The 17,403-nt window shown below is 62.9% G+C and carries 15 protein-coding genes; 3 read left to right on the forward strand and 12 right to left on the reverse strand.

The window, feature by feature from the left end; genetic code table 11:
* Positions 1–62: 62 nt before the first annotated feature.
* The 11 genes from aspS to P0D73_RS14655 form a co-directional block, all read right to left on the reverse strand.
* The gene (aspS, locus tag P0D73_RS14605; RefSeq protein ID WP_408431770.1) at positions 63–1,862 is read right to left on the reverse strand and encodes an aspartate--tRNA ligase; all 1,800 of its coding nucleotides are present in this window, start codon (positions 1,860–1,862) and stop codon (positions 63–65) included.
* 63 nt (positions 1,863–1,925) lie between these two features.
* Complete coding sequence (locus P0D73_RS14610; RefSeq protein ID WP_012431717.1) at positions 1,926–2,579, reverse strand: DUF502 domain-containing protein; 654 nt, start codon at positions 2,577–2,579, stop codon at positions 1,926–1,928.
* A 75-nt stretch (positions 2,580–2,654) separates the two neighbouring features.
* The gene (locus tag P0D73_RS14615) at positions 2,655–3,032 is read right to left on the reverse strand and encodes an FmdB family zinc ribbon protein (RefSeq protein ID WP_132376068.1); all 378 of its coding nucleotides are present in this window, start codon (positions 3,030–3,032) and stop codon (positions 2,655–2,657) included.
* A gap of 182 nt (positions 3,033–3,214) precedes the next feature.
* Complete coding sequence (locus P0D73_RS14620; RefSeq protein ID WP_408312973.1) at positions 3,215–3,838, reverse strand: class I SAM-dependent methyltransferase; 624 nt, start codon at positions 3,836–3,838, stop codon at positions 3,215–3,217.
* A 23-nt stretch (positions 3,839–3,861) separates the two neighbouring features.
* Positions 3,862–5,439, reverse strand: a complete 1,578-nt coding sequence (gene ubiB / locus P0D73_RS14625; protein ID WP_408178314.1) for a ubiquinone biosynthesis regulatory protein kinase UbiB — start codon at positions 5,437–5,439, stop codon at positions 3,862–3,864.
* Between the two features lie 15 nt (positions 5,440–5,454).
* Positions 5,455–6,099, reverse strand: coding sequence for a ubiquinone biosynthesis accessory factor UbiJ (locus P0D73_RS14630; protein ID WP_132376071.1), 645 nt, complete (start codon positions 6,097–6,099; stop codon positions 5,455–5,457).
* Positions 6,100–6,256: 157 nt separating this feature from the next.
* Positions 6,257–7,249 (reverse strand): Tim44 domain-containing protein, encoded by a 993-nt coding sequence (locus P0D73_RS14635; protein WP_408431772.1) that lies wholly within the window; start codon positions 7,247–7,249, stop codon positions 6,257–6,259.
* A 38-nt stretch (positions 7,250–7,287) separates the two neighbouring features.
* Positions 7,288–8,019 (reverse strand): bifunctional demethylmenaquinone methyltransferase/2-methoxy-6-polyprenyl-1,4-benzoquinol methylase UbiE, encoded by a 732-nt coding sequence (gene ubiE / locus P0D73_RS14640; protein WP_408312967.1) that lies wholly within the window; start codon positions 8,017–8,019, stop codon positions 7,288–7,290.
* Positions 8,020–8,085: 66 nt separating this feature from the next.
* Positions 8,086–8,499, reverse strand: coding sequence for a gamma-butyrobetaine hydroxylase family protein (locus P0D73_RS14645; RefSeq protein WP_132376073.1), 414 nt, complete (start codon positions 8,497–8,499; stop codon positions 8,086–8,088).
* Positions 8,500–8,579: 80 nt separating this feature from the next.
* Positions 8,580–9,008 carry an HIT family protein gene (locus P0D73_RS14650; RefSeq protein WP_132376074.1) on the reverse strand — a complete coding sequence of 143 codons (429 nt, stop codon included), beginning with the start codon at positions 9,006–9,008 and terminating at the stop codon, positions 8,580–8,582.
* Between the two features lie 34 nt (positions 9,009–9,042).
* Entirely contained in the window at positions 9,043–13,137 is a 4,095-nt protein-coding gene (locus P0D73_RS14655) for a DUF3683 domain-containing protein (RefSeq protein WP_408284235.1), read from the reverse strand.
* A gap of 503 nt (positions 13,138–13,640) precedes the next feature.
* On the opposite strand from P0D73_RS14655, the gene ilvA reads away from it, so the two are divergent.
* The 3 genes from ilvA to queF are packed head-to-tail and all read left to right on the forward strand — an operon-like array spanning position 13,641 to position 16,911.
* A complete protein-coding gene (gene ilvA / locus P0D73_RS14660; RefSeq protein ID WP_408431774.1) occupies positions 13,641–15,164 on the forward strand; it encodes a threonine ammonia-lyase, biosynthetic in 1,524 nt (507 codons plus the stop codon).
* A gap of 23 nt (positions 15,165–15,187) precedes the next feature.
* Positions 15,188–16,090 carry a 5'-nucleotidase gene (locus P0D73_RS14665; RefSeq protein ID WP_132376077.1) on the forward strand — a complete coding sequence of 301 codons (903 nt, stop codon included), beginning with the start codon at positions 15,188–15,190 and terminating at the stop codon, positions 16,088–16,090.
* A complete protein-coding gene (gene queF / locus P0D73_RS14670) occupies positions 16,087–16,911 on the forward strand; it encodes an NADPH-dependent 7-cyano-7-deazaguanine reductase QueF (RefSeq protein ID WP_408178310.1) in 825 nt (274 codons plus the stop codon). Before P0D73_RS14665 ends, queF begins: the two co-directional genes overlap by 4 nt.
* Before the next feature lie 68 nt (positions 16,912–16,979).
* On the opposite strand, the gene P0D73_RS14675 is transcribed toward queF, so the two are convergent.
* On the reverse strand, positions 16,980–17,366 hold the full coding sequence (locus P0D73_RS14675) for a RidA family protein (RefSeq protein ID WP_007179354.1): 387 nt from the start codon (positions 17,364–17,366) through the stop codon (positions 16,980–16,982).
* Positions 17,367–17,403 lie beyond the last annotated feature (37 nt).

Here is a 17,403-nt window from a genome sequence, read left to right on the forward strand (position 1 = left end):
ACGCGCCTTTTTCGATTGCTTCCGCTGTCGTTTTTCAGACAGCACTGACTGGCTTCAAGCCGTTACACCTTCGGTTCCGGCTGACGCAGACGGATGTGCAACTCGCGCAACTGGCGCTCGTCCACTTCGCTCGGTGCCTGCGTGAGCAGACACTGTGCGCGTTGCGTCTTCGGGAACGCGATCACGTCGCGGATCGAATCGGCGCCGGCCATCATCGTGACGATGCGGTCCAGGCCGAACGCGATACCGCCGTGCGGCGGCGCGCCGTATTGCAGCGCGTCGAGCAGGAAGCCGAACTTGGCTTGCGCTTCTTCCGCGTTGATCTTCAGCGCGCGGAACACCTTGCTCTGCACTTCTTCACGGTGAATACGCACCGAACCGCCGCCGATTTCCCAGCCGTTCAGCACCATGTCGTAGGCCTTCGCAAGGCAGCGCGCCGGATCCGTTTCCAGATACTCGAGGTGCTCGTCCTTCGGGCTCGTGAACGGATGATGCGCGGCGATGTAGCGGTTGTCTTCCTCGTCGTATTCGAACATCGGGAAGTCGACCACCCACAGCGGCTTCCAGCCGGACTCGACGAGACCATTGGCCTTGCCGAATTCCGAATGGCCGATCTTCAGACGCAGTGCGCCGAGGCTGTCGTTCACCACCTTCGCGCGATCCGCCGCGAAGAAGATGATGTCGCCGTCTTGCGCGCCGGTGCGCTCGATGATCGCCTTGACCGCTTCGTCGTGCAGGTTCTTGACGATCGGGCTTTGCAGACCGTCACGGCCCTTCGCCACTTCGTTGACCTTGATCCACGCGAGGCCCTTCGCGCCGTAGATGCGCACGAATTCCGTATAGCTGTCGATGTCGCCACGCGAGAGCTCGCCGCCCTTCGGCACGCGAATTGCCGCGACACGGCCGTCTTTCGTGTTGGCCGGCGTGCTGAACACCTTGAAGTCGACGTCGCGGACCGCATCCGTGAGGTCCGTGAATTCGAGCTTCACGCGCAGGTCCGGCTTGTCCGAACCGAAGCGGCGCATGGCTTCCGAATACAGCATGACCGGGAATTTCTCGTCGAGCGCGACGCCGATCGTTTCTTTGAACACATGACGAATCATGTCTTCGAACAGATCGCGAATTTCCTGTTCCGACAGGAACGAGGTTTCGCAGTCGATCTGCGTGAATTCCGGCTGACGGTCGGCGCGCAGGTCTTCGTCGCGGAAGCACTTGACGATCTGATAGTAGCGATCGAAGTTCGCCACCATCAACAGTTGCTTGAAGAGTTGCGGCGACTGCGGCAGCGCGAAGAACTGGCCCGGGTTCGTGCGCGACGGCACGAGGTAGTCGCGCGCGCCTTCCGGCGTGCTCTTGGTCAGCATCGGCGTTTCGATGTCGATGAAGCCCAGTGAGTCGAGGTACTTGCGCGCCTCGATCGCGACGCGGTAACGCAGACGCAGGTTGTGCTGCATCTGCGGACGGCGCAGGTCCAGCACGCGGTGCGTGAGACGCGTGGTTTCCGACAGGTTGTCGTCGTCGAGCTGGAACGGCGGCGTGATCGACGGGTTCAGCACGATCAGTTCGTGGCACAGCACTTCGATCTTGCCGCTCTTGAGCGCGGCGTTCGTGGTGCCTTCCGGACGGGCACGAACCACGCCCTTGATCTGCAGGCAGAACTCGTTGCGCACGCCTTCGGCCGCCTTGAACATCTCCGCGCGGTCCGGGTCGCAGACGACCTGAACGAGGCCTTCGCGATCGCGCAGGTCGATGAAGATGACGCCGCCATGGTCGCGGCGGCGACTCACCCAGCCGCACAGCGAGACGGATTGGCCCAGCAGTTCTTCGGTCACCAGACCGCAGTATTGAGATCTCATCGACATGATGTTTGTCTTTCGTTATGCATTGGTTGAACGGCGCGTGGCATTAAAACGCTACGTGCCGCGTTACAGCGGAGGCTCGACTGTCGTGCGGCGCACCGGCGCCGGCGGCGCGGACGGCGCCACGACGCCCATCGAGACGATGTACTTGAGCGCGGCGTCGACCGTCATGTCGAGTTCGATCACTTCGCTCTTGGGCACCATCAGGAAGAAGCCGGAAGTTGGATTCGGCGTAGTCGGCACATACACGCTGACGTGATCTTCTTTCAGGTGGTTGATTACGTCGCCGCCCGGAATGCCGGTCAGAAACGCAATCGTATAGGAGCCGCGGCGCGGGTACTCGATCAGGAGCGCCTTGCGAAACGCGTTGCCGCTGCTCGACAGCAGGGTATCGGACACCTGCTTGACGCTGGTGTAAATCGGGCCGACCACCGGAATGTGAGCGACCACGACTTCCCACCACTTCACGAGCTTCTGCCCAATGAAGTTCTGCGTCAACAGTCCAACGACAAAGATGAAGGCGAGCGTGAGCACTGCGCCGAGGCCGGGCAGGCGAAAGCCGAACAGGCGCTCCGGCTGCCACGCGCGCGGCAGCAGAAGTAGCGTCTGGTCCATCGTGCCGATGATCAGACCGAGCACCCACAGTGTGATGGCCAAAGGCACCAGCACCAGCAGGCCAGTCAGGAACACCGATTTGAGCGTCGTTTTTTTCGTCGTCATGTGTACCGCCAGAAAGCCGCGCGGGCCGAAGCCCAACGTGCGGCGTGTGCGCCGCCCCGAAGGGCGGCAGTCCTGCTAGGCGCTGCCGGAATCGCTCGAACTCGCCGAAGCGGCCGGTGCGGCAGCAGGCGCGGACGGCGTTGCAGCCGTGCTGCTGGCCGGCGCCGCGTCGGATTGCGCGGCGCCGTTATTGGCGCCCGCGTTCTCGCCCGAAGCGCCATTCGAGGCGCCGTTGGCGTCGGGCTTGGCAGGCGCGCTCTTGCCGCCATTGCCGCCGCGAAAATCGGTCACGTACCAGCCGGAGCCCTTCAACTGGAAGCCGGCAGCCGTGACCTGCTTGCGATATGTGTCTTTCCCGCACTCGGGACACTGCGTCAACTGGGGGTCGCTGATCTTCTGAAGCACGTCCTTCCCGAAGCCGCACGATTCGCAACGATAAGCGTAGATCGGCATGATCTTTTTCCCTACTGAAATCTAGTAAACGCTTGCAAAGCCTTGAATTATAGCCGCAAACGATTCCCCTCCCCCGGATTTTGGGGACAAGCGCTCGACGCAGCCGCCGCTCGCTTAAGTGGGGGCGGCCGCGGCCGAATCAAGTACGGCGCGCGTCGCCGTGGAGCGCCGCAGCCGCATCGTCAGGCGCGGCGGCGCCAGGTTAGCCAGCGCTCACGTCCCGCGAAAATGGCAATCGAATCATGCACCGCTTCGTCTTCAATCAGCTCGAAGTACGGCGTGAGCAGCGCGTCGAGTTCCGCACGCTCGATGCCGAACGGCGGCCCTTTCGGCGTCGCGCCGATGAAAAAGAGGCCCGCGAGCAACGCGCCGTCGGGCAGCAGCTCGGCCATCCGTCGTGCATAGTCCGCGCGGCGCGCGAGCGGCAGCGCGCAGAAGAACGCGCGCTCGTAAATCCAGGCCGGCGTGAAAGGCGGCTCATACGTGAAGAAATCCGCCTGTTCCACCAGTTGCGCGTGCTGCGCGCCCAACTGCTCATGCGCCGCCGCGACGGCGGCCGGTGAAAAGTCGATCGCGCGGACCGGATTGCCCTGCCCGGCCAGCCAGACCGCTTCGTACGCGCTGCCGCAACCTGGAATCAACACGGCCGCGCCGCTGTGGCGAGCGGCAAACGACTGAAACGCGGACGGCACGCCCGCCTGATCCCACGGCATGAACCCGCGCTCGAAACGCTCGTTCCAGAACTCGGGCGAGTTGGGGTCGCGGCTCTCGAAGTCGGGCGCGGAGGGTTGGGTCGGGTCGCTCATTGGTTACCTCGCAGGGATCGCAATCAACCGCCGTAAGCGAGCACCAGAAACGCCCGCGCCAGCACCGCGCCGACACCGACCGCCACGCCGAACAGCAGCAAGCTTTGCAGCAGCCGGTTGGTGCGTTTTTGCTCGAGCAGGATCTGGCGAATCATGTCGTCGTTCGTGCCGCGCTTGTTGTCGTGGCGCTCGGCCAGCACGTGATGAATCAGGCGCGGCAACTGCGGCAGCGTCTTGCTCCACTGCGGCGCCTCGATCTTCAGGCGCTCGTACCAGCCGCGCACGCCGATCTGTTCGTTCATCCAGCGTTCGAGATAAGGCTTGGCCGTCTTCCACAGATCCAGTTCGGGATCGAGCGAGCGGCCGAGGCCTTCCACGTTCAGCATGGTTTTTTGCAGCAGCACCAGTTGCGGCTGGATTTCGACGTTGAAGCGACGCGAGGTCGAGAACAGGCGCATCAGAACCTGGCCGAGCGAAATATCTTTCAGCGCGCGGTCGAAGTACGGCTCGCACACGGCACGGATCGCGCTCTCGAGTTCTTCGACGCGGGTAGTCGGCGGCACCCAGCCCGACTCCAGATGCAGCGTGGCGACGCGATGGTAGTCGCGCTTGAAGAACGCGAGGAAGTTCTGCGCGAGGTAGTTCTTATCGAAGTCCGACAGCGCGCCGATGATGCCGAAATCGAGCGCGATATAGCGGCCGAAGTGGGCCGGATCGAGACTCACCTGGATGTTGCCCGGGTGCATGTCGGCGTGGAAAAAGCCGTCGCGGAACACCTGGGTGAAGAAAATCTCGACGCCTTCGCGCGCCAGCTTCGGAATATCGACGCCGGCCGCGCGCAGCGTTTCCACCTGGCTGATCGGCACGCCGACCATACGCTCCATGACCAGCACCGTGGGCGTGCAAAACTCCCAGTACATCTCCGGCACCAGCAGCAGGTCGAGCCCGGCGAAGTTGCGCCGCAACTGGCTGCCGTTGGCCGCCTCGCGCATCAGGTCGAGTTCGTCGTGCAGATATTTGTCGAATTCGGCCACCACCTCACGCGGCTTCAGGCGCTTGCCGTCGGCCCACAGACGCTCGGCCCATACGGCGATGTCGCGCAGCAAGGCGAGGTCGGAATCGATCACCGGCAGCATGTTCGGGCGCAGCACCTTCACGGCGACGGCCTTGCCGGCGTGCTGTCCCGCTTTCACCGTGGCGAAGTGCACCTGCGCGATCGAGGCGCTCGCCACCGGCACTCGCTCGAAGTCGTCGAACAGCACGTCGACCGGTGCGCCGAGCGACTTCTCGACCAGCCCGATCGCCACCGCCGAATCGAAAGGCGGCACCTGATCCTGGAGCTTTGCCAGTTCGTTGGCGATATCCACCGGCAACAGATCGCGCCGCGTGGACAACACCTGCCCGAACTTGACGAAGATCGGCCCGAGGCTTTCCAGCGCGAGCCGCAAACGCACGCCCGGCGGCGCATCGAACTTGCGCCCGATGGTGGTGATACGCAGCAGCAGACGCACGCGCCGGTCGTTGATGCGGCTGAGCATCATCTCATCGAGACCGAAGCGGATGACCGTGAAAAAAATCTTGAGGAAACGCAGAAAACGCATAGTTGTGCCCGGTGACTAGCGCGTGCCGCGCGACGTGGCGGCGCCGCCCGGCGCATCGGCGCCGCGGGCTTCGACCTTCTGTTCAAGACGCTCGAGGCGTTTTTCCACGCGCGCCAGTGCGTCGCGCGCGCGGGCCAGTTCAACGTTGAAATCCTCCAGCGCGGCGCGGCGCACCAGTTGCGGATTCTCGTCGAGCAGATATTCGGCGGCGGTGTCGAGCAGATTGCGCCCGGTGCGCTGCACATGTTCGCCGACCGTGCGCACGACCGACGCCACCCGCCACGCCGGGCCGTCGCCGATGAGCTTGGCCAGATCTTCTTCCGGCTCCCAGCGCAGATGTTCGGCGAGCTTGGCGATCACGGTGGCGAATTCGGCGTCGCCTTCGATCTTCACGTGCTTCATCACCGCCGCCTGGCCGCCTTGCACGAAAGCGGGCAACGCGTCGGAGGGCACCGAGATGGTCACGTCGAACTGTTGCGCCTCGGTGGCGGCAACCGCGCTCAGATAGCCGTCCGGTTGCACCAGCAGCATCAACACGACCGGCGGACACGACAGTCTCGCGGTCTTGCCCGCGTAGGGGGCGAGGCGCTCACGAGCCCACGATTCGCGGGCGAGCAGATGATTGACAGCAGCAGCGAAGGGCTTGGCGGCGAGGGTCATTGAAAGTGGCAAGAAAAAACCCGCGCGAGCGAGGTGCCCGCGCGGGTTCCTATTGTAACGTCCGTTCGCTTTGCGGCTTGCTATGCCGAACGGCCAACGCCAGGTGCGATTCAAGAACGCGCTGATCCGTCGCGCGGCCTCTATCGCACCGCCTGTTTCAGTGCTGCGTGACCTGCTGGATGCCGGCCAGCAGCCAGCCTTCGCCGGCACGGTTCGCCTTGGACAGGTTCCAGACTTCGACGAACGGCTCGGCCGCCGCGCCCGGCGCTTCGCGAATCAGGCCCGAGAAGCGGACGCTGGCGAAGTATTCGTTCGCGCGCTCTTCCACGCCGAGCAGCTCGGCGTGCAGTTGCACCACGTCCGTCTGATTCGTCTGCGCACCGCGCGACGACAGATCGACCTTCACCTCGGCGAACATTTCCGGCGTGGTGAATTCGCGGATGTCGTCCATGTTGCCGACGTCCCATGCGGCTTGCAGACGCACGAAGTAGACCTTGGCATTACGCAGGAACGCTTCCGAGTCGAAGCCGGCCGGCACCACAGGCACGGCGTTGATGGTCGGCGTGCTCAGCGGATTGCCTTGCGGTTCGAGATACGAGCCGGTGGGCGGCGCGTTATAGCGCGGTTCCTGCGAGTAGCCCGTACCGCCCGAGTTGAGCGACGGCGAACTGCCCGCGTACGCCGGCTGCGCCGAGTCGCGCTTGCGGCCCATGAAGCGGCGGATCAGCCAGATACCGATCATCGCAATAATCGCAATCACGATGATATTGGCCATGGCGCCGGCGAACGCGCCGCCCAGGCCAAAGTGCGACAGCAACGCAGCGATGCCGAGACCGGCCGCCAAACCGGCGATCGGCCCGAGCCAGCGCGAACGGTTAGGTTGCGCAGCGGGTGTCGGCGCGGGCGCCGGTGCCGGCTGCGCACGCTGCTGCATGGCCTGATTGCCTTGGGAAGGTTGCGACGGCGCGGACTGCTGCGTCACGCTATTCGACTGACGGCCGATGCTACGGCCACCGCCCATGCGGCGAGCTTCCGCATCGAGCGAAGCGAGGGAGCCGGCCATGATCAGGCCGACCATCGCGATCAGTCCGATTCTTCTCACCAGCGACCGCCCAACCTTACGGGGAGATAACACACCTGAATCGGACATTTTCGTACTTTCCTTTAAAAATCGATGGGTTAGGAACCCTAGTATTTGGTCCCCACATGTAAAGCTACCACGCCAGCTGACAAATTGTAATATTTGACGCCGTCCAGGCCTGCTTGTTCCATCATTGTTTTCAAAGTTTCCTGGTCCGGATGCATCCGGATCGATTCCGCGAGGTACTGGTAGCTCTCGGCATCTTTCGCAAAGCGTTCGCCCAACCACGGCAACACCTTAAAAGAATAGACGTCGTAGACCTTTTTGAGCGGATCCCATACCTTCGAAAATTCCAGCACCAGCAAACGCCCCGCCGGTTTCAGCACGCGCCGCATTTCCGCCAGCGCGACGTCCTTGTGCGTCATGTTGCGCAGGCCGAATGCCACCGTGACCACATCGAAGTAATTGTCCGGAAAGGGGATTTTCTCTGCGTCGCAAAGCAGCGCCGGCGTGATCACGCCCTTGTCCAGCAAGCGGTCGCGCCCCACGCGCAGCATCGATTCATTGATGTCGGTATGCCAGACTTCGCCGGTTTCGCCCGCCTGCTTCGCGAAGGCCTTCGACAGATCGCCCGTGCCGCCCGCGATATCGAGCACCTTGTAGCCCGGCCGCACGTTGGCCTGGGCGATCGTGAACATCTTCCACGTCCGGTGCAACCCGCCCGACATCAGGTCGTTCATCAAGTCGTAGTTGGCGGCAACCGAGTGGAACACGCCCGCCACCTTCTGCGCCTTGTCCTGTTCGTCGACCGATTGAAAGCCGAAGTGGGTTTTGCTCATCGCGCTTGTCCTTTCGCGTATTCTGAATGTTGCGCCGCATCAGTGCGGCGATCGGGGCGAATCGTATCAGTGACAGTGCCCGTGCGCAGCGCCGGCTTGAACCATAGGCGTATCGCGGTCGACGCCGGCCGCCTGAAGTTTGGCGAGATAGTCGCGCCAGAGTTCATCCTGGCGCACGGCCATGTCGTACAGCAGGTCCCACGAATAGATGCCGGTGGCGTGTCCGTCGGAGAAAGTCGGCTGCAGGGCATAGTTGCCGACGCCCTCGATCATCGTGATCGTCACGTCGCGCTTGCCGGTCTGCAGGGTTTCCTGGCCGGGCCCGTGGCCCATCACTTCCGCCGACGGCGAATACACGCGCAGCAGTTCGAACGGCAGGCGATACGATTCGCCGTTTGCGTACTGCAATTCGAGCACACGCGATTTGGAATGCACGACCACGCCGGTCGGCACCGGAGTATCGGGAGTCAGTCCACTCATATTGACCTCATAGAAAACGCCGTCTCAAGTTTCCCTGCTCCCTCGGCCGCAAACGCACGACACGATAGGTGCGCGGTCGCTCAACCCAGCGCCTGTTCGATTTCCTGCCGCACCGCTTCGCGCAGCAAGGTGGCTTGCGCGCGGCGCGACGACAGCATGGCTTCGGACACCGTGCGCTGGCGCGGCGCCCAGATGGGCAGCGGAAAATGAGCGTCGTTCGAAAAACGCGGAATCACGTGCCAGTGCACGTGCGGAACCTGGTTGCCGAGGCTCGCCAGGTTGACCTTGACCGGCTGCAGGATGCGCCGGATCGCGCGCTCGACCGCATACACGGCCTTCATCACGCGATCGCGGTCGTTTCCGTCGAGGTCGGAAAACTCGGCCACATGCTCGTTCCAGATGACCCGGCAAAAGCCCGGGTAATCGTGTTCGTCGGCGAGGACGACACGCAAGGTGTCGTCGTGCCACAGCACATCGCCGCCATCTTCACGGCAAAAAACGCAATCCATCGTCGTCCTCAGGCAAAAATCGTCGGTCGTGCCATTAAACCAGCACGCGCTCGATTCCGCCATTGTTCGCACGCTGCACGTAGTCGACCATCCAGTCTTCACCGAGCACGTGACGTGCCATCTCGACGACGATGTAATCCGCCTCGATGCCCGCATCTTCGTTGTAACGCGACAGACCTTGCAGGCAAGACGGGCAGCTCGTGAGGATCTTCACGTCGGTGGCGCCCTTCGGCTGCGGGCCGTCGCCGGCCTTGAGCACGGAGCCGTTCGGCGCACCCGCCGAGCCGGCCGATGCATTGGCCGGATTGATCCCGTTCGCGCCCGCTTCAGCGACGAGCGGAACGCCGCGCAGCTTCGCCGCGCCCTTGCGGATCTCCTCTTCCTTGCGGAAGCGCACCTGCGTCGAAATATCTGGACGCGTGACCGCGAGTGTGCCGGATTCGCCACAGCAGCGATCGTTCTTCTCGATCTGGTAGCCGTCCTTCTCCGAGCCCATCAGCTGATTGACGAGCTTGACCGGGTCCATCGTCTTGATCGGCGTGTGGCACGGGTCGTGGTACATGTAGCGCACGCCGTTCACGCCGTCGAGCTTCATGCCTTTCTCCAGCAGAAACTCGTGAATGTCGATGATCCGGCAGCCCGGGAAGATCTTCTCGAATTCGTAACCGGCGAGCTGGTCGTAGCATGTGCCGCACGACACCACCACCGTCTTGATGTCGAGGTAGTTCAGCGTATTGGCGACGCGGTGGAACAGCACGCGGTTGTCCGTGACGATCTGCTCGGCCTTGTCGTACTGGCCCGAACCGCGTTGCGGATAGCCGCAGCACAGGTAGCCCGGCGGCAGCACGGTTTGCACGCCCACTTCCCACAGCATGGCCTGGGTGGCGAGACCGACCTGCGAGAACAGCCGCTCGGAGCCGCAGCCCGGGAAGTAGAACACGGCTTCCGTGTCGGCGGTGGTCGTCTTCGGATTGCGGATGATCGGGACGATCTTGTTGTCCTCGATGTCGAGCAACGCGCGCGCGGTCTTCTTCGGCAGGTTGCCCGGCATCTTCTTGTTCATGAAGTGGATCACCTGCTGCGTGACCGGCGGCTTGCCGACGGTTGCCGGCGGGTGCGCCGTCTGCTTCTTCGCGAACTTCTTCAGCACGTCGTTGCCGAGGCGCTGCGCCTTGTAGCCGATGCCCATCATCGCGGTGCGCGCGAGGTTGATGGTCTGCGGGTTGGTCGCGTTGAGGAAGAACATGCCGGCCGCGTTGCCCGCGTTGAACTTCTTCTTGCCCATCTTGCGCAGCAGGTTGCGCATGTTCATGGTCACGTCGCCGAAGTCGATCTTCACCGGACACGGCGTCACGCATTTGTGACAGACAGTGCAGTGATCGGCGACGTCGTTGAACTCGTCCCAGTGCTTGATCGACACGCCGCGGCGGGTCTGCTCTTCGTACAGGAACGCCTCGACCAGCAGCGAAGTGGCGAGAATCTTGTTGCGCGGGCTGTACAGCAGGTTCGCGCGCGGCACGTGGGTCGCGCATACCGGCTTGCACTTGCCGCAGCGCAAGCAGTCCTTGATCGACTCGGAAATCGCGCCGATATCGGACTGCTGCATGATCAGCGATTCATAGCCCATCAGGCCGAAGCTCGGCGTGTAGGCGTTGCGCAGGTCGGCGCCTTCGAGCAGCTTGCCCGCATTGAAGCGGCCATGCGGATCGACGCGCTGCTTGTAGGCGCGGAATTCGCTGATCTCCTCGTCGGTGAGGAATTCGAGCTTGGTGATGCCGATGCCGTGCTCGCCGGAAATCACGCCGTCGAGCGAACGCGCCAGCTTCATGATGCGCGCGACCGCCGTGTGGGCGTCCTGCAGCATCTCGTAGTTGTCGGAGTTGACCGGCAGGTTCGTGTGAACGTTGCCGTCGCCCGCGTGCATGTGCAGCGCGACGAACACGCGGCCACGCAGCACCTGCTTGTGGATCGCCTGGGCTTCGTCGAGGATCGGCTTGAACTCGCCGCCGTTGAAGATCTGCCGCAGTTCGGCGCGGATCTCCTGCTTCCACGACACGCGGATCGTACGGTCCTGCGTGACATGGAACACGGTGGCGTCGGGCTGCGCATCCGCGCGGTCGGCGAACTTCTCCGCCAGCGCTTCGTAGCCGAGACCGACCAGATAGTGCTGCGCCTCACGCAGCGACAGGTCGAGCTTGTCGCGCAGGAATTCCCAGCGCGTGCGCACGCGCTTGAGCAGATCGAGCGCCTGCTGCACGCGGTCTTCGAGCAGTTCGGCGCTCGGAATTTCGTTGGCGTCGTCGCTCTTGCCGAGCGGCAGCTTGCCGGCCTGGAAGAACGCTTCGAGCGCGTCGACCAGTTGCAGCTTGTTCTTGATCGACAACTCGATGTTGATGCGCTCGATACCGTCCGTGTACTCGCCCATGCGATCGAGCGGGATCACCACGTCTTCGTTGATCTTGAACGCGTTGGTGTGCTTGGCGATCGCGGCCGTGCGGCTGCGGTCGAGCCAGAAACGCTTGCGCGCCTCGGCGTTGACCGCGACGAAACCTTCGCCGCTCTTGCCGTTGGCCATGCGCACGACTTCCGAGGTGGCTTGCGCGACCGCGTCCGCGTCGTTGCCCACGATGTCGCCGATTAGCACCATCTTCGGAAACGCGTTGCGCTTGCTCTTGGTCGCGTAGCCGACCGCGCGCAAATAGCGCTCGTCCAGATGCTCGAGGCCGGCGAGAACCGCGCCGCCCTGCTTCGACGTTTCGAACAGATAGTCCTTGATTTCGACGATGCTCGGAATCGCGTCGCGTGCCTGGCCGAAGAATTCGAGGCAGACGGTGCGCGTGTGCGCCGGCATCTTGTGCAGCACCCAGCGCGCGGAGGTGATGAGCCCGTCGCAGCCTTCCTTCTGGACGCCCGGCAGACCGGCGAGGAACTTGTCCGTGACGTCCTTGCCGAGACCTTCCTTACGGAACACGCGGCCCTTGATGTCGAGCGCTTCCGTGCGCAGCAGTTTTTCGCCCGGCGCGTAGTTGCCGTCGAACCATTTGAGCTCGAAACGCGCGACTTCGATGTCGTGAATCTTGCCCATGTTGTGCTCGAGGCGCGTGACTTCGAGCCAGTTCCCTTCCGGGTCGACCATGCGCCACCAGGCGAGATTGTCGAGCGCCGTGCCCCACAACACCGCCTTCTTGCCGCCCGCGTTCATCGCGACGTTGCCGCCCACGCAGGATGCATCCAGCGAGGTCGGATCGACGGCGAACACGAAGCCGGCCTGCTCGGCCGCTTCGGTCACGCGGCGCGTAACCACGCCCGCGCCGGAGAAAATTGTCGCGACTTTACGGTCGACGCCCGGCAATTCGGTCATTTCGACCGCGCCGAGTTGTTCGAGCTTTTCAGTATTGATGACGGCCGAGAACGGCGTGAGCGGCACCGCGCCGCCTGTGTAGCCCGTGCCGCCTCCGCGTGGAATCACGGTCAGACCGAGTTCGAAACACGCCTTGATCATGCCGGCGATCTCGGCTTCGGTATCCGGCGTGAGCACGACGAACGGGTATTCGACGCGCCAGTCGGTCGCGTCGGTTACGTGCGAGACGCGCGATAGACCGTCGAACTTGATGTTGTCCTTTTCCGTGACCTTGCCCAGAACCTTGGTCGCACGCTTGCGCAGGTCATAGGTCTTCTGAAACTCGCTGGCGAATTCGTCGACGGCGCGGCGCGCGGCCTGCACCAGCGTTTCCACGCGAGCGGCGCGGTCGATGCCCGCTTCATCGCCGTGTTCGGTCAGATCGGCGCGGCGGCGCTTTTCGATCTCGCTCAAACGGTGATGCAGCGCTTCGATCAGCATCGCGCGGCGCTTCGGATTGTCGAGCAGGTCGTCTTGCAGGTAAGGATTGCGGCGCACTACCCAGATGTCGCCGAGCACTTCGTACAGCATTCGTGCCGAGCGGCCGGTGCGGCGTTCCGCACGCAATTCGGCAAGCACAGCCCAGGCTTCGTCGCCGAGCAGACGGATGACGATTTCGCGATCGGAAAACGACGTGTAGTTGTAGGGAATTTCGCGCAGACGCGCTTCGGGATCGGTGGCCACCGCGGCGGCGGCCCCGTGCGGATCGAAAACTTGAGGTGCGTTCATGTCGGACGACTCGGTAGGTCAACCCGGCGCGCTCATCGATGAGGCGTCGGCTGACGGTGCGCGTGGCGCGCAATGCTGGAAATCTTCTTGGGGAGCGAAGCACGACCGACGGCCAAACCCACACCGGTCGCTTCGCGGCGCTCAGATATAACTACACGATCGTGCGTGGCGGACGTGACGCTCCGCCGCGGGGCAAGACTCACGCGGGGCGGGCATCAAGTGGGCGATCCGAGGCTGCCAGTGCATCTTCCGATCCTTATTCCAAAATGGAATTCTACCGCATGATCCCGCCACGCGTTGACGGCTGAAATCGGAACAGCGGCGGGGGTTTGGGCACTTTCGTGGCGAATCGTAAGGTGGCCCCCACCTGCCGGATTGACCAACCGAACGGTCGGGCGGCGCTGTACGGCGCGGCGCCAGTGCATCAGCCGAGGGCCTGAGCGTACACCGTTGGCGCTATCATTGACCCTTTCCCGTCTCACCAAGCGCTCCGCGCCGCCCGCATGGCTTCCCACGACTACCTGAAAAAAACCCTGACCGCGCGCGTCTACGACGTGGCCCGCGAGACCGAACTCGAACGCGCGCCGAATCTGTCGGCACGTCTGCGCAATCCGGTTTATCTGAAGCGCGAGGACAACCAGCCGGTGTTCTCGTTCAAGGTGCGCGGCGCGTACAACAAGATGGCGCATATTCCGGCCGAGGCGCTGGAGCGTGGGGTGATTACGGCGTCGGCGGGCAATCATGCGCAGGGCGTGGCGCTGTCGGCGGCGCGCATGGGCGTGAAGGCGATCATCGTCGTGCCGGTGACGACTCCGCAGGTGAAGGTCGATGCGGTGCGCGCGCACGGCGGTCCCACTGTCGAAGTCGTGCAGTTCGGCGAATCGTATAGCGACGCCTACGGACACGCGGTGAAACTGCAGGAAGAGCGCGGCCTGACCTTCGTGCATCCGTTCGACGATCCGTATGTGATCGCCGGCCAGGGCACCGTCGCGATGGAAATTCTCAGCCAGCATCAGGGCCCGATTCACGCGATCTTCGTGCCGATCGGCGGGGGTGGACTGGCGGCGGGCGTCGCCGCGTACGTGAAGTCGGTGCGCCCGGAGATCAAGGTGATCGGCGTGCAGACCGATGATTCGTGCGCGATGGCGGCGTCGCTGAAAGCCGGTGAGCGCGTCACGCTGAACGAGGTCGGGTTGTTTTCGGACGGCACAGCGGTGAAGCTCGTCGGTGAAGAAACCTTCCGCCTGTGCAGCGAATATCTCGACGACGTGCTGCTCGTGAATACCGATGCGCTATGCGCCGCGATCAAGGACGTCTTCCAGGACACCCGCAGCGTGCTGGAACCCGCCGGCTCGCTCGCGGTGGCTGGCGCCAAGCAGTATGCGGAACGCGAAGGCATCGAGAACCAGACGCTGATCGCGATCACGTCGGGCGCGAACATGAACTTCGACCGCATGCGCTTCGTGGCCGAGCGCGCCGAAGTCGGTGAAGCGCGCGAAGCGGTGTTCGCCGTGACGATTCCTGAGGAGCGTGGCAGTTTCCGCCGCTTTTGCGAACTGGTCGGCACGCGCAGCGTCACTGAATTCAACTACCGCATTGCGGACGCGAACTCCGCCCATATCTTCGTGGGCGTGCAGATCAGGAATCGCAGCGAGTCGGCGCAGATCGCGGGCGCGTTTGAAGCGCACGACTTCGCCACAGTCGACCTGACGTTCGACGAACTCTCCAAGCAGCACATCCGCTACATGGTCGGCGGGCGCTCGCCTTTGGCACACGACGAACGTCTGTTCCGCTTCGAGTTTCCCGAGCGTCCGGGTGCGCTGATGAAATTCCTCTCGTCGATGGCGCCGAACTGGAATATCAGCCTGTTCCACTATCGCAACCAGGGCGCGGACTACAGTTCGATTCTGGTCGGCATCCAGGTGCCGGACAGCGAGAATGAAGCGTTCAACAAGTTTCTCGCCACGCTCGGTTATCCGAACTGGGAAGAGACGCAGAACCCGGTATATCGCCTGTTCCTCGCTTGATTACTTAGGACTGAAACGCGCAGATGGCTCTTTCGCTTGTCGACAAACTGGTGGTGGCAATCTCGTCGCGCGCGCTGTTCGACTTCGAGGAAGAGAACCGCGTGTACGAGGAAGGCAACCTGCAGGCCTATGAAGCGTTGCAGCGCGACCGCCTGACCGTGCCCGCCAAACCGGGTGTGGCGTTTCCGCTGATCCGCAAGCTGCTGGCCTTGAACACCAGCGGTCATCGCGTCGAAGTGGTGATTCTTTCGCGCAGCGATCCGATCAGCGGACTGCGCGCGTTCCACTCGTGCCGCGAGCATGGGCTCGCCATCGAGCGCGGAGTGTTTACGCGCGGACGCGCGCCGTTCGGCTATCTGAAGCCGTTGAACGCGTCGCTGTTTCTGTCCGCGAATCAGCAGGACGTGCGCGACGCGCTGGCCGCCGGATTTCCCGCCGCGCGAGTCTTGCCCGAATCGGCGAGAATGGCGAGCAAGTATCCGGACGAAATCCGCATTGCCTTCGACGGCGACGCGGTGCTGTTTTCCGACGAAGCCGAGCGCGTATTCCAGAAGGACGGCTTGCGCGCATTCGTCGGCCACGAGATTCACAACAAGGATCTGCCGCTCGCGGACGGCCCCTTGAAGCCGTTACTCGAAGCGCTGCACCGGTTGCAAAAACTCGCGGACGAAGCCGCGCCGATGCATATTCGTACGGCATTGGTGACGGCGCGCTCGGCGCCCGCGCACGAGCGCGCGATCCGCACCTTGATGGCATGGAACATCGAAATCGACGAAGCGATGTTCCTCGGCGGCCTCGACAAGAGCGCATTCCTGCGCGAGTTCGAGCCGGACTTTTTCTTCGACGACCAAATTGGCCACTGCGAATCGGCCCGCGTCGTGACGGCGACGGGGCACGTGCTGAGTGGCATCGTGAACGCATCATGACACCCGAACAATCACCGCTGGGTAAGGCCTCCACTTACACCGAACAATACGACGCTTCTTTGCTGTTTCCGATCGCGCGAAAAAATGCGCGCGAGGCGATCGGCATCGGCGCGCAGTTGCCGTTCTTCGGCACGGACATCTGGAATGCGTACGAGTTGTCGTGGCTGAATGCGCGCGGCAAACCGCAAATCGCGGTGGCGACGTTCTTCGTGCCGGCGGATTCGCCGAATATCGTCGAGTCGAAATCGTTCAAGCTCTACCTCGGCTCATTCGCGCAGACCGCGTTCGAGTCGATGGAGGCGGTGCGCGACACGATCAAGCGCGATGTGTCCGCGTCGTGCGGTGCGAGCGTGTCCGTTCATCTGGCCGCGCCGTATGAGTTCGGCAAATTGCAGATGGAAGAATTCGAGGGTTTGTCGCTGGATCGGTTGGATCTCGATACCGACGTTTATCAGCCGGACGCGTCCTTGCTGAAAGCGGCGCTGGATGAGGCACCGGTCGAAGAAACGCTGTTCTCCAACTTGCTGAAATCGAATTGTCCGGTGACGGGGCAGCCCGATTGGGGTAGCGTGCAGATTCATTACGTGGGCCCGCAGATCGATCACGCGGGCTTGCTGCGCTACATCATCTCGTATCGGAATCACACTGGTTTTCACGAGCAGTGTGTCGAGCGGATTTTTATCGATGTGCTGAAGGCCTGCAAGCCGGTGAAGCTCGCGGTGTATGCGCGTTATACGCGGCGCGGCGGGTTGGATATCAATCCGTTCCGCACGAATTACAACTTGCCGATGCCTGACAATATGCGGCTGGCGCGGCAGTAAATAGCAGCGTGTTCGCCGCGGAATCCGATGCGATTCCGCGGCGAATGAAACTGGCTAAGTATTCAGAGCTAGGCCGTGGGCTTCTTATAAGCCACACAGTCCACTTCAACGCGACAGTCGATCACCATCGAAGAAACGACACAGGCGCGCGCCGGCGGGTTCTCGCCAAAATACTCGCGGAACACCTTGTTGAACGACGCGAAGTCGCGCGGGTCATCCAGCCACACGCCGCAGCGGACCACATGCTCCGCGCCATAGCCGGCTTCCTTCAGGATCGCGAACACGTTCTGAATCGCCTTGTGCGATTGTTCGACGATGCCGCCATTGATCACTTCGCCGTTTTCCATCGGCGTCTGTCCGGACACGAACAGCCAGCCGTCCGCTTCGACCGCACGCGCAAACGGCATATGCTGACCGCCCGTTCCCTTCCCGCCTTCAACACCATATCGCTTCATCATCACACTCCTCAAAAAGTCCGGCACGCGTCCGGCA

Origin of the sequence: Paraburkholderia sp. RL18-101-BIB-B (genome assembly GCF_046026985.1) — a bacterium.
In the GTDB taxonomy this organism is placed as follows: domain Bacteria; phylum Pseudomonadota; class Gammaproteobacteria; order Burkholderiales; family Burkholderiaceae; genus Paraburkholderia.